The organism is Vibrio cyclitrophicus (assembly GCF_024347435.1).
GTDB classification, from domain to species: Bacteria; Pseudomonadota; Gammaproteobacteria; order Enterobacterales; family Vibrionaceae; genus Vibrio; species Vibrio cyclitrophicus.
Genome location: NZ_AP025480.1, coordinates 2,415,795 through 2,430,441, shown reverse-complemented (window position 1 = coordinate 2,430,441; position 14,647 = coordinate 2,415,795). Strand labels below are relative to the sequence as shown.

Sequence of the window (14,647 nt, the reverse complement as noted above, 5' to 3'; positions counted from 1 at the left end):
CACTTCAATAAATTATGGTCTTTTAATCTTTCATTGTCTCTATTGGCACATATATTGCTTATTATCTTGGTAATATGCTGTTGTAGTTAATCAGTTCAACCTGATTTTATTAAGTTTTTTGGGGGCATTATGGCGTCGGATCTTCTGAATGTAGGGGCACAAAGTGTTCTTACGGCTCAGAGACAGCTAAACACCACAGGTCATAACATTTCTAACGCCAACACAGAGGGCTATAGCCGTCAGTCTGTGATTCAAGGTGTGAATGACCCGCGCCAGTACGGTGGGCAATCCTACGGTATGGGTGTTCATGTGGAAAATGTTCGCCGCTCTTGGGATCAGTTTGCCGTTAAAGAACTTAACTTATCGACAACCAATGCCGCTAACAAAGGCGATACCGAAGCCAACCTCGATATGTTGTCGAGCATGTTGTCATCGGTTGCTTCAAAGAAGATCCCAGAAAACCTCAATGAATGGTTTGATTCTGTTAAAACTCTCGCCGATACCCCGAATGATGTGGGTGCGCGTAAAGTCGTTTTAGAGAAAGCAGGGCTTGTCACTAAAACCTTGAATGAATTTCATGAAACGGTACGTCAACAGTCTGATTCAACGAACAAAAAATTAGAAGTCGGCATTGAACGAGTAAACCAAATTGCGGTTGAGATTCGTGATGTTCAGCGTCTGATGATGCGAACGCCAGGGCCTCATAATGATTTACGAGACCAACACGAAAAGCTGATCAATGAGCTATCTGGTTACACCAAAGTGACGGTAACGCCGCGCTCGAATGCGGAAGGTTTTAACGTCCATATTGGTAATGGTCATACCTTGGTTTCTGGTAGTGAAGCAAGTCAACTGAAGTTGGTTGATGGCCTACCTGATACGCATCAGCGCCGACTAGCGATAGTTGAAGGTAAGTCTTTGAAGCCGATTACCAGCAATGATATCGATGGAAAAATCGGTGCCATGCTCGATATGCGAGACGAACATATCCCTGACATCATGGATGAATTAGGACGTTTGGCGACGGCTTTCTCTGAGAAAGTAAACTCACTTCAATCACAAGGTTTGGATCTCAATGGCAACGTTGGCCAAGATATCTTCACCGATGTGAACTCTGAGCGGGTGGCTAAATCACGCGTGACGGCTGGTAGCCAATCAAAGGCAGACGTAGCGGTATATATTGATGACACCTCTGCCTTAAAAGGCGGCGAGTATGGCCTTAAGTATGACGGCAGTGACTATGTCGTGACCAAGCCTGACGGCGAAACGGTCAAAGTCAGCACCAATTCAACAGGTAATGCTTTTTATCTAGATGGTATGCGAGTCGAAGTTCGAAACCCGCCGGAATTGGGTGAGAAACTGTTACTGCGCCCAACTCGTAACTTTGCTGCTCAGATTCAGATGGAAACCAAAGACCCTAGAGATATTGCCGCACAAAGTTATGAGGCATCGACCACGTTCGCGAAAGGCTCGGCGGGGTTCAAGATCCTAGCGGCCGGTCAATTGCGTGAGTTTGAAGTGATTGTTTCACCAAAAGGTGAGCAGTTTGCCGTGACTGATCCGAAAGGCAATATTTTAATGCAACCGCAGCCGTACCCACCTGAAGGGCCGGTTACGATTAATGGCACGACTTTCGAGTTGACCTCTGGCGCGGTGGCAAACGATAAATTTACGGCAAACCTTGTCCCATCAGAGGGTGACAACGGTAACTTGCGTAAGCTGCAAGATCTCCAAACCGGTAAGATCTTGAATGATGGTGAGTCTACGATTTTAGACCTTTACCACAACTTGAATACCAACACGGGCCTGAAAGCGTCGACGGCAAATCGCTTAAGCGATATTGCCACCTTAGAAAAGGAATCCGCTCAGGAACGTATTGCTTCAGTGTCGGGGGTTAACCTCGATGAAGAAGCGGCAAATATGATGAAATTTCAGCAAGCGTACATGGCTTCTTCACGCATCATGCAAGCAGCTAATGATACGTTCAATACTATTTTGGCTCTGAGGTAGGAAGTATAAATGTTGAATCGTATTTCTAGCTTCCACAACTACCAATCTGTTCAGAACGACTTGCGCCGTCAAGAAAACAAAATACATCACAACCAAGCACAACTTGCTTCTGGCAAGAAGTTACAGTCGCCAAGTGATGATCCTTTGGCGACCCACTATTTACAAAATATTGGTCAGCAATCAGAGCAGCTTAAGCAATATAGTGATGCAATCGTATTAGTTCGTAATCGATTGGAGCATCATGAGGTATTGATCTCCAACACCGAAGGCTTTGCTGATGAAGCAAAACGAACCGTGATGGAAATGATTAACGGTGCGCTTTCTCCAGAGGACCGTTTAGCGAAAAAGCGCGAGCTCCAAGAGTTATCGAATAACTTTTTGCATTTAGCTAACTCTCAAGATGAGTCGGGTAACTACACGTTTGCGGGTACTAAACCGAAGAATCAACCCTTCTTTAGAGATAACCAAGGCAACGTCAGTTATCAGGGCGATGACTATCAGCGAAAAATGCGTGTAGCGAGTAGTTTCGAGATGGCGATGAATGATCCAGGCAGCAAGTTATTTATGGAAATAGATAACCCGTTTGGTGATTACGAACCTCAGTACGAGCTTGAACCCGCGTCTGAATTGCTTTTGGAACGTGCGACGAACTCAGCTGACGATGGGTCAACGTATAAAGTCACTTTTGTTGATATGCAGACAGGAAATTATGCTTACCAACTTGAAAAGGATGGTGCAGTGGTTGCCGCTGAAGACTTTGATCCCTCTACTGGCATTGTCTACGAAGGGTTGAATATTCAAATAAAAGGTCAGATCACCAAAGGCGATTCGATCACGTTAGAGCCAAGAGAGACATTCTCTATCTTTGATACGTTCAAAGAGGCGTCTGAACAGGCTGAAAACCCGGTATCAGATGCTTCAGCCACTGCGAAATTACATCAAGTGACTGAAGAATTTCATGCTGCGTTTATTCATCTAACGAAGGCTAGAACCGATGTCGGTGCACGCTTGAGCACATTGGATATTCAAGAGCAGCAACATGAAGATTTTAAGTTGTCTTTAGCGAAAGCGAAAAGCAACTTTGAAGACTTGGATTATTCGAAAGCCATTATTGAATTTAATGAGAACTCTCGAGCACTCCAAGCTTCACAACAAGCGTTTGGTAAAACAAAAGACCTAACCTTGTTTAACTATATTTAACGACCAATCGGTATTGAATGACCAATAGGTATTTAGTGATGAATCAAGGTTCATCATTGAAGTCGATTCTTTGCCTTATGTGCTATGCCATAAGTGCGAATCACTTCAACGTTTGCCGTTTTTTTATACAGAATACAATGTGTTCGATATAAGCGGCAAAAAGCGGCAATGAGCGAAGGAGTTCAACTCACTATTTCGCTCTAGTAGTATAATATCGAGCCAGATTTATCTCTAACTTATTGATTTTAATGTTTTATAAAAATAATCAATAGAATATTAAACTTGGCATACAACTTGTATCTGTATTTGTCATAAATGATTTATACAGTTCTTAATCCTTGAATAAGGTTTAACGAGTAATACACGGTCAGTGCTTATCCATATGAGAGTAAAGCTGGCCGCTTCGCAGAAAGTTTGCGAACTCATAAGGAGAGCAAAATGGCTATCAATGTAAGCACTAACGTATCTGCTATGACAGCACAGCGTTACCTGAATAAAGCGTCTAATGACTTAGCGACTTCTATGGAGCGCTTGTCATCAGGTCATAAAATTAATAGCGCAAAAGACGATGCAGCGGGTTTGCAAATCTCTAACCGCTTAACAGCGCAGTCTCGTGGCCTTGATGTGGCAATGCGTAATGCCAATGATGGTATTTCGATTGCTCAGACCGCTGAAGGTGCGATGAACGAATCAACGAACATATTACAACGTATGCGTGATTTGGCGATTCAATCATCAAACGGCACTAACTCGCCGGCAGAACGTACCGCGCTAAACGAAGAGTCAATGGCACTTCAAGATGAGCTTAACCGTATTGCGGAGACAACGTCGTTTGGCGGACGTCGTTTGTTGAATGGATCATTTGGTGAAGCATCATTCCAGATAGGTTCTAGCTCCGGTGAAGCGATGATTATGGGATTAACCAGTGTTCGTGCTGATGATTTCCGTATGGGTGGTACTACGTTCGATTCAGAAAACGCGAAAGACAAAGATTGGCAGGTGCCACCGACAGCAAGCGATCTTAAGTTCGAATTCAGAACCAAAGATGGTGAAGACATCGTTCTAGATATTAACACCAAAGCGGGTGACGATATCGAAGAACTCGCCACTTACATTAATGGTCAATCTGATTTGCTGAACGCATCGGTTACTGACGAAGGCCGTCTACAGCTATTCGTTGCTGAACCTGATCTTGAAGGTGCAATGTCGATCTCTGGTGGTCTAGCATCTGAACTAGGCATTAAGAGTGAAGGCCGCCCTACATCAGTTCAAGACATTAGCTTAATGACTGTTGCTGGTTCACAGAACGCAATCAGCGTGATTGATTCAGCAATGAAGTATGTAGATTCACAACGTGCTGATTTGGGTGCGAAACAGAACCGTCTAAGCCACAGTATTAACAACTTGGCGAATGTTCAAGAGAATGTAGACGCTTCTAACAGTCGAATCAAAGATACGGACTTTGCGAAAGAGACGACGCAAATGACCAAATCACAAATTCTGCAACAAGCAGGTACTTCTATACTTGCTCAAGCAAAACAGTTGCCTAACTCTGCAATGACACTATTGCAATAGTTATTGGTTGAACTTGCTGCTCGTGTTCAGACGTGAGCCATGCAGCAAGGGAAACTGGCAAGCATACTTACTATTGAATGTTTAGCTCTCTCATCTCTCACCTGCTATCCATTTTTACAGTAAGAATGCAACGGCAAGTCGGAAATGTGTTCATTTCTCGATGATCTCCACACAGGCTCTGACGCGCCAACTAGCCCCGGTTCTCTCAAAGGAAAAGGGGCTTTTTCCTTTCTGTCTTCCCACTATTTTTCTAGACTTAGTTTTCTGATCAGTACTTCTTCGATTTAACCAACTCGTTTTACCTCAAATAACCCTCTTTGCGACACAAGATCGACGTTGGTCTGAGATCTTTGGTGATTGTTCATTTCTCTACGTTGAGTAGTTCAAATAGTAATTAGTGTGTTTTTTGAACGTTTTTAGATCTTTTCTCTGTTGAAGTCTTCCGCTGCTTTAGAAAATAATAAATATTAAGTTACTGATAAATAATGGTTTAATATTTTTTTTGTGGTTTTCTAAAAGTTTTTCTAAAGCTTCTGTATTTCGAGCCGTTATTAAAAGTAACTTTGAGAGAACTACTTGGTTTTCCGAGACGTCGGAAACCGCTATACCGGAAAATCAATTGGAGAAATCACCATGGCAGTGAATGTAAATACCAACGTTTCAGCGATGACAGCGCAACGTTACCTAAACAATGCTAACAGCGCACAACAAACATCAATGGAGCGCCTAGCTTCAGGCTCTAAAATCAACAGCGCAAAAGATGACGCTGCGGGCCTACAAATCTCTAACCGTTTGAACGTTCAGAGCCGCGGCCTTGATGTTGCTGTTCGTAACGCGAACGACGGTATCTCTATTGCACAAACTGCTGAAGGTGCAATGAATGAGACGACGAACATCCTGCAACGTATGCGTGATTTGTCTCTACAATCTTCAAATGGCTCAAACTCAAAATCTGAGCGTGTAGCGATTCAAGAAGAAGTAACAGCACTAAACGACGAACTAAACCGTATCGCAGAAACCACGTCTTTTGGTGGTAACAAACTGCTTAACGGTACTCACGGTACTAAATCATTCCAAATCGGTGCGGATAACGGTGAAGCGGTAATGCTTCAACTGAAAGACATGCGTTCTGATAACGCTCAGATGGGTGGTAAGAGCTACCAAACTGAGAACGCGAAAGATAAAGACTGGAACGTTCAAGCGGGTTCTAACGACCTGAAACTATCGTTCACCGACAACTTCGGCCAAGCGCAAGAAATCGACATCAACGCAAAAGCGGGTGACGATATCGAAGAGCTAGCAACGTACATCAACGGTCAACAAGATTCTGTGAAAGCGTCTGTAACTGAAGACGGTAAGCTACAAATGTTTACTGGTAACAACAAAGTTGAAGGCGAAGTGGCGTTCTCAGGTAGCCTAGCGGGTGAGCTTGGCATGCAACCTGGCAAAGACGTAACGGTTGATACTATCGACGTAACGTCAGTGGGCGGCGCACAAGAGTCTGTAGCAGTAATTGATGCGGCACTTAAGTACGTAGATAGCCACCGTGCTGAACTGGGTGCTTTCCAAAATCGTTTCGACCACGCGATCAGCAACTTAGACAACATTAACGAGAACGTTAACGCATCTAAGAGCCGTATTAAAGATACCGATTTCGCGAAAGAAACGACTCAGATGACTAAGTCTCAGATCCTTTCTCAAGCTTCAAGCTCGATTCTTGCTCAAGCGAAGCAAGCGCCGAACTCGGCACTTAGCCTACTCGGTTAATCGATTGAAAGGCCACGTTGACCCATGACCCAATGCGTTAACGTTTGGTTTCCACAAATTAGCTCGTGGTGAGAGATGAGCGCTAAACAGACCCAGCTTCGGCTGGGTTTTTTATTGCCTGTTATTTGGGAGAAGTGCGCTGTCGGTGAACAGGAGTAAAAGCGAGATTCCCTATCACGTTCGTTCCTCACTGTAGGGAATGACGGGGATAGAGTGATGATGATTTCACAGCATTGCGAGATGAGCACTGTTGGCCGAGTGCATAATGTTTCAGTTTGAACAAAGGTATTTGTCGTCATTCCAGAACCGAGTAGAACGAGGTATCAGGAATCTGTTTTTTAATTGAAGCGTTGTTCAATATCTCACTTACCACAGTGACCAATGACGAGTGGTTCATAAATTAATGGGACATCTGCCGTCATCCTAGAATCGAGTAGAACGAGATATCAGGGATCTGCTTTGGTTTTTATGTGCAAATCGACACTTATAAATGAGCGAAGATACGAAACTTTAGCGGATAATGCACTATTCATTGAATCCCGATCACACTTTTCTTTGTTGTTGAAAATAATGCGAAAAAAAATGCATTTTTTATTAAAGCTTCTAATTAAGGGGCCGTTAAAGGGATTGAGAGAAATGATATGTACCAATGTAAGGTGAGAGAGACACTGGTATATAAACAAATTGATATGTATTTGTGTGAGGTGAGAGTCACATAGGTGCATTAAAAAATGCCTAAAGGAGATCAACTATGGCGATTAATGTAAGCACAAATGTGTCTGCAATGACGGCTCAGCGCTACCTAAATAGCGCGGCTGAAGGTACTCAAAAATCAATGGAGCGTTTGTCTTCTGGCTATAAAATCAATAGCGCAAAAGATGATGCTGCAGGCCTACAAATCTCTAACCGCTTAACGTCGCAAAGTCGTGGTCTAGATATGGCTGTGAAAAACGCGAATGACGGTATCTCAATTGCACAGACTGCTGAAGGTGCAATGAATGAGTCAACTAACATTCTGCAACGTATGCGTGACCTTTCTCTTCAATCTTCAAATGGTTCAAACAGCAAATCTGAACGTGTTGCGATCCAAGAAGAAGTCTCGGCTCTAAACACAGAACTTAACCGTATTGCTGAAACGACCTCTTTTGGTGGTAACAAGCTTCTTAACGGTACTTACGGCAGCCAATCTTTCCAAATCGGTGCAGATTCTGGTGAAGCAGTAATGCTAACGATGAACAACATGCGTACCGACACTCAAGACATGGGTGGTAAGAGCTACGGTGTTACAGAAGGTAAAGATGCTTCTTGGCGTGTAGGTGCTGGTGCTGACTTAACGATCAAATACAATGATAAGTTTGGCGAAGCACAAGAGTTGTCTATTTCTGCGAAAGAAGGCAACGATATCGAAGAGCTAGCAACTTACATCAACGGTCAAAGCCAAGATGTCAAAGCGTCTGTTGGTGAAGGCGGCAAACTGCAACTTTTCGCTTCAAGCCAAAAAGTTGAAGGCGATGTAGAGTTCGGTGGCAGCCTTGCTGGTGAGCTAGGTATCGGTGCTGGTAAAGACGTTACTGTTAACGACATCGATGTAACATCGGTTGCTGGTGCAAATGAAGCAGTATCGATCATTGATGGCGCTCTGAAATCAGTGGACAGTAACCGAGCTTCTCTTGGTGCTTTCCAAAACCGTTTTGATCACGCGATCAGCAACTTAGATAACATCAACGAAAATGTTAATGCATCGAAGAGCCGTATCAAAGATACCGATTACGCGAAAGAAACAACGGCTATGACGAAGTCTCAAATCCTACAACAGGCGAGTACTTCCATCCTAGCTCAAGCGAAGCAATCACCATCAGCAGCTCTAAGCTTATTGGGCTAAACTTACTTAGGTAAGTAGCGGTAAACTCTACCCAAGTAGAGTTTTACTGTTTGGCTCATAAAGGAGGGAGGGAGAGTGTTATGGAAATTCCATCCAACGCATCGAACATCCAGCCTTATGGCTCACCTAATGGCATTAAATTTGCAAGCGATGAAGGTAGTAGTGCGTCGAGCATTTCACGACTAAAAGAAGCAACATCTTATGGCAAGGTAGATAAATCGAAAGAGGAGGCTACCGAAGCTGCGATTCAATTAGCTCAACATCGACAAGAGTTAAATGATGAAGAGCGAGTCAAAATGGTGGAGAAGGTAAACGAGTTTATCTCCTCTCTCAATAAAGGTGTGGCTTTTAAGGTCGATGAAGAATCTGGGAGAGATGTGGTTACGATTTATGAGACCACAACCGGTGATATTATTCGCCAGATACCTGATGAAGAAATGCTTGAAATTCTAAGACGCCTAGCAGCCCAAAACTCGAATAGTAGAATATTTGAGGTGAAGGTTTAAGTCGTATTATAGAGGTGGTTTAATGAGTTTTGGCCCAATGGGGATTTCGTCTGGCATGGATATCAATTCCATGGTCAGCAAAATTGTTGATTCTGAGCGTGTACCTAAACAGCAAAGAATCGATAATGAACGAACGCGAATCGATACCAGCATTAGTGCCTATGGAAGACTTAGAGAATCCCTTGATTCGATGAAAAACCTGATGACAAATTTTCGTCAGGAAAAAGCTTTTGCTGTGCGAACAGTCGAAAGTACCGATGAAGCTCTTGTTTCTGCAACAGCGACTACTGAAGCGATCGCTGGCAAATACGCCATCGATGTGTTGCAGCTTGCCCAGAGCCATAAAGTAGCTTCTGATGTGTTATCAGAAGACATGAAATTTGGCCCAGGTAAGCTGCAGGTTTCGCTCGGTGATGATAGCTTTGATGTGCAAGTCGGCGACAGATCGAAACTTATCGATGTCGTTCGCAGCATAAATGGCGCAGATAGCAATCCAGGCATTCGCGCATCTATTATCAATGATGTCGAAGGCCCACGACTTATTGTCGCCTCAAACCAGTCTGGTTCAGATCAGCAGATCAGCATTAATGTAGAGTCTGATGCTGCTAACCCTCTCAAAAAACTCGAATATAAAACTCTAGAAGAGCGCGTGAAAGCACTAGAGAAAGCGCGCCTTGCTGCACAAGATGTTCTTGCTCTAACCCCTGCAGGAAAAACGGTTGAAATCATCGATGAAGCGATCGCTAACGATGACCCAAATGCGAGTGAAAACCTCGATGAAGACGGAAACATAATTCCCGCAACTCAATCCGATTCTACCTCAGATGTTGACCGAGACTCTCAAAGTCTCAGTTACGGTGAGCAAGCCGCAGTTGACGGTCAGGCTGCTTTAGATGCAGCTCAAGCTGCTAAATCGGTGATGCCTGAAGACAATATTCCAGGCTGGACTGAAACCGCTTCTGGTACCCTTTTAGATTCTTATTACACACCAGAACTCGAGCTTGATGAAAAAGCGATTGAGAAAGCACCTGATGTGCCAGGGTGGTCAAATGCTGCCTCGGGTACTCTGACAGACTCATACGTGACACCAAAAGAAGCCCAGCAAAAGCTAGAAGCTGAGCAAGCGCGTATCGAAGAGAAAATTTCACAAGAAAAAGCCGATCTCGCTGAAAAAGTTCAAAAAGGCGAATTGACCGCTGAGCAAGCCAAAACAATTGAACGTGCGAAATTAGAACCTGAAGAGCGTGAGCTTTTAGAGCAAGTCGATAAAGTGCAAGCTGACCTTGCTCAAGCTCAAGAGTCTTTTGATACATACAGTGGCATGACTGAGGTCCAAGCGGGACAAGATTCAATGGTCGTCTTGGATGGCGTTGCTCAACTGTCTAGTAACAACAATGTGATTGAAGATGCCGTAGAAGGTATCGACATTACAGTGAAGGGAAAAACACCGAAAGATAAGCCACCGGCAGAAATTGGTGTTGAGTACGACCGTAATAGCGTTCGCCAAGACATAGAAGCTTTCGTAAATTCTTATAATCAGTTTTATCAAGTCTCTAAAAACTTGGCGGGTGTTGATCCAACAACCGGCCAAAAAGGGCCGCTTTCGGGCGACAGCACGGTACGTAACGCTGATTCGCGATTGAAAGGTGTGTTTTCGTCAAGTATTGAAGGCGCGCCTGATAACTTAAAATCTTTGACCGAATTTGGTATCACTACGACAAGACAAGGCTCGTTAGAGATAAACTACGACATGCTTGACCGTCAACTGAACAATAACTTTGACAAGCTAGGTGAGTTCTTTGGTGGTAACAACGGATTCGCCAAAAAAGTGGAAGATGCGATTCAAGGTATCACAGGTATCACCGGCTCTATCCGCACTCGTGAGAAGAGCCTAGTTGAGCAAAATTATCGCTTGGCTGATGATCAAGGTGCATTGGATCGCCGCATGGACAGCTTAGAGAGTCGCACGCACTCTAAGTTCACTGCAATGCAAGATGCAACCAGTAAGATGCAATCTCAGCTGGGTAGTATGATGAATGCATTAGGTTAGTAGATGAACAATCAGCTTCAAGAGCTTTGTGAACTGGATCAACTAATTATCTCTAAACTCGAGTTTAGCGAAATTAACGCTGAAGAAATAACGCAGCTTGTCGATAACAGAGAACAGTTATTGCAAAACGTGCTTCAATTCATCGACTCACACCCCGACGTTAAGCAAAGCTCTGAATGGTTTGAAGCCATTACCAGAACCAGAAAATTAGTCGAATTGATGCAGTCTGAGACGAGTAGAGTAGGCAAGACCCTGCACAAATATCGTCACGGTGCTAAATCAGTTCAGCAATACAAAAAGTTTTTATAGAAGAGGTTTACTATGCGCGGTTCTTTACAGGCATATAAAAAGGTATCAGTGGATAGTCAGCTAACGGCTGCTTCACCGCATAAAATTGTGCAAATGTTAATGGCGGGCGCTATCGAGCGCTTGATTCAAGGCAAAGCGGCAATGCAAGCGGGCAACATCCCGGTGAAAGGGGAGCGACTTGGTAAGGCTCTAGATATCATCATTAGCCTACGCAGTTGCCTATCTATGGACGACGGTGGCGACATTGCAAAAAATCTAGATCAACTTTATGAGTTCATGATCACGCAAATTTCTGCGGCAAATCACAAAAATGACCCACAGCCTATTGATGATGTTATCGATATTATCCGCGAAATTAAGAGCGCTTGGGACCAAATTCCGAACGAATATCACAACTTGACCTCTGCTGACGTAGGTATTTAAAGAAAAACTGCAGTTCTAACCAATTTCATATCCTTCAATTGGTTGGTTGCCTTATTTTTTTAATCAAATAAAATAGAAGCCATTAGATAGCCTAATGGCTTTTTTCGTTGCTGATTTCCTAAATTTGTCCACGTAAACATAATCATTGATGTGTTTCTCTGTTTTATTGATTACGTCGCTCACCGTTTTTCCGCATCGCACCAAAATAAAGGCAATAATTCCTACTTATGCAAGGTTTGGCAAAACTGCTTGTCGTCGACGATAACGCTCAAGATCGTCACAATTTAAGCACAATATTAGAGTTTGTAGGAGAGAGCTGCGAAGTTATCAGCTCTGAACAAGCACGCAAAGTAGACTGGTCACTTCAGTGGGCAGGCTGCATTATCGGCTCAATTAAAGGTAAAGGCTTCAACGCATTACTGAATGAAAAGCTTGTTCATGCGAATCACATCCCACTGCTTGTGATTGGCAAAAACAATCACCCAGTAGACGAGCTTACTAACTTTGTCGGTGAACTTGAACTTCCTCTTAATTATCCTCAATTGAGTGATGCATTAAGACACTGCAAAGACTTCTTAGGCCGTAAAGGCGTTCAAGTTGTGTCTTCTGCGCGGAAGAACACACTGTTTCGCAGCCTAGTTGGGCAAAGCGCTAGCATTCAAGAAGTTCGTCACTTAATTGAGCAAGTCTCTGCTACGGAAGCTAACGTGCTGATTCTTGGTGAATCGGGTACGGGTAAAGAAGTCGTAGCACGTAATATTCACTATCATTCTAAGCGTCGTACTGGGCCATTTGTGCCAGTGAATTGTGGCGCGATTCCAGCAGAGTTGCTCGAAAGTGAACTGTTTGGTCACGAGAAAGGGGCGTTTACTGGTGCAATTACCGCACGTAAAGGCCGTTTCGAACTGGCTGAAGGTGGCACACTATTTCTTGATGAAATTGGCGATATGCCAATGGCGATGCAAGTTAAGCTACTACGCGTGTTACAAGAGCGATGCTTTGAGCGTGTAGGCGGTAACAATACCATTCAAGCGGATGTTCGAGTGATTGCGGCAACGCACCGTAATCTTGAGGATATGATCGATGCCGACTCTTTCCGTGAAGATCTTTATTATCGTTTGAACGTATTCCCAATTGAAATGCCGGCTCTTCAAGATCGCAAAGAAGATATCCCTCTGTTACTTCAAGAGCTGATGACCAGAATGGAAGCAGAAGGTAGTATGCCTATCTGTTTTACGCCTCGCGCCATCAATTCTTTAATGGAACACTATTGGCCAGGTAACGTTCGTGAGCTAGCGAACTTAGTTGAACGAATGCTAATTCTTTATCCAAATAGCTTGGTTGATGTGAATCACCTGCCAACCAAATATCGATACAGCGATATTCCTGAATTCCAACCAGAGTTTAATAGCTTTGTGTCTGAAGAAGAGCAGGAGCGTGATGCATTAGCCGACTTGTTCTCAGAAGACTTCAGCTTTGATCAGCAAGATGAACTTGCCGACAATGCAAATGCACCTCAAGAGTTACCGCCAGAAGGGGTTAACTTGAAAGAGCTGCTCGCTGATATGGAAGTGAACATGATTAATCAAGCGTTGGAGGCGCAGGGCGGTATCGTTGCTCGTGCGGCTGATATGCTTGGAATGCGTAGAACGACTTTGGTTGAAAAAATGCGTAAGTATAATCTACAGCGCTAGAGCACAGATTAATGTTCAGCAACACAAAACTAAGACTCTTTTTACTAAAAGAACAGTTTTGATTGTGCGAATAGAAAGGGCATAGTCGAGTTGTTGCTTGCTTAACTATGTGATAAATATAGCAAATAGCCTGACTCGTGTTGTGCGTGTCAGGCTGTTTTAGTATTTGAGGCAAATTTTTGACATGCAACTATCTAACGAACCAGAAAATCAATCACACCTCGATTCTGTAGAGCAACAAGTAGAGCGCTATAAACAAGTGCTCGATGTGATGCCTGCTGGTGTTATCTTGTTAGATACGCATGGTGAAGTGAGAGAGGCCAACCCAGAAGCGCACCGTATCCTTGGTGTTGAACTGGTTGGTGAGAAGTGGTTTTCGGTGATTCAAAGTGCTTTCGAGCCAAAGGACGATGACGGTCACGAGATCTCATTGAAGAATGGTCGAAAAGTTCGACTGGCAATTTCGGCTTCTACGACAGGTCAACTGATATTGATTACCGACCTGACCGAGACTCGTCTATTACAATCTCGCGTTAGTGACCTTCAGCGCTTGTCATCATTAGGAAGAATGGTCGCTTCACTTGCTCATCAGGTTCGGACACCACTTTCGAGTGCAATGTTATACGCATCAAACCTTGCCGCACCAAACTTACCACCAGCAACAAAGACACGTTTTCAATCTAAGCTTATGGATAGATTGCACGACTTAGAAAAACAAGTGAATGACATGTTGTTGTTTGCTAAAGGCGGTGATAATAAAGTGGTTAAGCCATTTACTGTGGCTGAATTGATCACAGAGTTTCACCCGATGGTGGAGGCGGCACTCAAAACCAACCAGATTGATTACTGCCAAGAAGTAGAAGGCGAAGAGACTAAAATGTTTGGTAATGCCAACGCTATTGCTTCAGCGCTAAGTAACCTGGTTCTGAACGCGGTTCAAATTGCGGGTAAAGAATCGCAGATCGATGTTTTTTTTAGGCCGGTAAACGGTGAACTTAAGATATCAGTACAAGACAGTGGCCCCGGTGTACCGAAAGAGCTTCAAGGTAAAATTATGGAACCATTCTTTACCACTCGTTCACAAGGTACAGGTTTAGGCTTAGCGGTTGTACAAATGGTATGTCGTGCACATGAAGGCCGATTGGAATTGATATCAGAAGAAGGTGATGGCGCATGCTTTACTATGTGCTTACCGCTCGAAAGAAGCGCTTCAACCGAAGGCTAATACGTT

The 14,647-nt window shown here is 43.8% G+C and carries 11 protein-coding genes; all 11 read left to right on the top strand.

Going from position 1 to position 14,647, the window contains the following annotated elements:
* Positions 1 to 129 precede the first annotated feature (129 nt).
* The 11 genes from flgK (at position 130) to OCW38_RS10585 (ending at position 14,641) form a co-directional block, all read left to right on the top strand.
* Positions 130 to 2,010, top strand: a complete 1,881-nt coding sequence (gene flgK / locus OCW38_RS10635) for a flagellar hook-associated protein FlgK (RefSeq protein ID WP_010439302.1) — start codon at positions 130 to 132, stop codon at positions 2,008 to 2,010.
* 9 nt (positions 2,011 to 2,019) lie between these two features.
* Complete coding sequence (gene flgL, locus OCW38_RS10630) at positions 2,020 to 3,210, top strand: flagellar hook-associated protein FlgL (RefSeq protein ID WP_010439304.1); 1,191 nt, start codon at positions 2,020 to 2,022, stop codon at positions 3,208 to 3,210.
* Between the two features lie 438 nt (positions 3,211 to 3,648).
* Positions 3,649 to 4,785, top strand: coding sequence for a flagellin (locus OCW38_RS10625; protein ID WP_010439307.1), 1,137 nt, complete (start codon positions 3,649 to 3,651; stop codon positions 4,783 to 4,785).
* Positions 4,786 to 5,418: 633 nt separating this feature from the next.
* Complete coding sequence (locus OCW38_RS10620; protein ID WP_010436625.1) at positions 5,419 to 6,552, top strand: flagellin; 1,134 nt, start codon at positions 5,419 to 5,421, stop codon at positions 6,550 to 6,552.
* A gap of 751 nt (positions 6,553 to 7,303) precedes the next feature.
* Positions 7,304 to 8,434 carry a flagellin gene (locus tag OCW38_RS10615; RefSeq protein ID WP_010439310.1) on the top strand — a complete coding sequence of 377 codons (1,131 nt, stop codon included), beginning with the start codon at positions 7,304 to 7,306 and terminating at the stop codon, positions 8,432 to 8,434.
* 80 nt (positions 8,435 to 8,514) lie between these two features.
* A complete protein-coding gene (gene flaG, locus OCW38_RS10610; RefSeq protein ID WP_010439312.1) occupies positions 8,515 to 8,940 on the top strand; it encodes a flagellar protein FlaG in 426 nt (141 codons plus the stop codon).
* Positions 8,941 to 8,962: 22 nt separating this feature from the next.
* Complete coding sequence (fliD, locus tag OCW38_RS10605; protein ID WP_016767053.1) at positions 8,963 to 10,990, top strand: flagellar filament capping protein FliD; 2,028 nt, start codon at positions 8,963 to 8,965, stop codon at positions 10,988 to 10,990.
* A gap of 3 nt (positions 10,991 to 10,993) precedes the next feature.
* On the top strand, positions 10,994 to 11,299 hold the full coding sequence (locus OCW38_RS10600) for a flagellar protein FliT (RefSeq protein ID WP_010439316.1): 306 nt from the start codon (positions 10,994 to 10,996) through the stop codon (positions 11,297 to 11,299).
* Positions 11,300 to 11,311: 12 nt separating this feature from the next.
* Positions 11,312 to 11,722 carry a flagellar export chaperone FliS gene (fliS, locus tag OCW38_RS10595; protein ID WP_004736194.1) on the top strand — a complete coding sequence of 137 codons (411 nt, stop codon included), beginning with the start codon at positions 11,312 to 11,314 and terminating at the stop codon, positions 11,720 to 11,722.
* 227 nt (positions 11,723 to 11,949) lie between these two features.
* The gene (locus tag OCW38_RS10590) at positions 11,950 to 13,416 is read left to right on the top strand and encodes a sigma-54 dependent transcriptional regulator (protein WP_010439319.1); all 1,467 of its coding nucleotides are present in this window, start codon (positions 11,950 to 11,952) and stop codon (positions 13,414 to 13,416) included.
* 184 nt (positions 13,417 to 13,600) lie between these two features.
* Complete coding sequence (locus OCW38_RS10585; protein WP_010439321.1) at positions 13,601 to 14,641, top strand: sensor histidine kinase; 1,041 nt, start codon at positions 13,601 to 13,603, stop codon at positions 14,639 to 14,641.
* The last annotated feature ends 6 nt before the right edge of the window (positions 14,642 to 14,647 follow it).

Bases quoted from the DNA above. Each gene is read 5' to 3' on its own strand.
- flgK (WP_010439302.1), top strand. From the start codon at position 130: ATGGCGTCGGATCTTCTGAATGTAGGGGCACAAAGTGTTCTTACGGCT.
- flgL (WP_010439304.1), top strand. From the start codon at position 2,020: ATGTTGAATCGTATTTCTAGCTTCCACAACTACCAATCTGTTCAGAAC.
- OCW38_RS10625 (WP_010439307.1), top strand. From the start codon at position 3,649: ATGGCTATCAATGTAAGCACTAACGTATCTGCTATGACAGCACAGCGT.
- OCW38_RS10620 (WP_010436625.1), top strand. From the start codon at position 5,419: ATGGCAGTGAATGTAAATACCAACGTTTCAGCGATGACAGCGCAACGT.
- OCW38_RS10615 (WP_010439310.1), top strand. From the start codon at position 7,304: ATGGCGATTAATGTAAGCACAAATGTGTCTGCAATGACGGCTCAGCGC.
- flaG (WP_010439312.1), top strand. From the start codon at position 8,515: ATGGAAATTCCATCCAACGCATCGAACATCCAGCCTTATGGCTCACCT.
- fliD (WP_016767053.1), top strand. From the start codon at position 8,963: ATGAGTTTTGGCCCAATGGGGATTTCGTCTGGCATGGATATCAATTCC.
- OCW38_RS10600 (WP_010439316.1), top strand. From the start codon at position 10,994: ATGAACAATCAGCTTCAAGAGCTTTGTGAACTGGATCAACTAATTATC.
- fliS (WP_004736194.1), top strand. From the start codon at position 11,312: ATGCGCGGTTCTTTACAGGCATATAAAAAGGTATCAGTGGATAGTCAG.
- OCW38_RS10590 (WP_010439319.1), top strand. From the start codon at position 11,950: ATGCAAGGTTTGGCAAAACTGCTTGTCGTCGACGATAACGCTCAAGAT.
- OCW38_RS10585 (WP_010439321.1), top strand. From the start codon at position 13,601: ATGCAACTATCTAACGAACCAGAAAATCAATCACACCTCGATTCTGTA.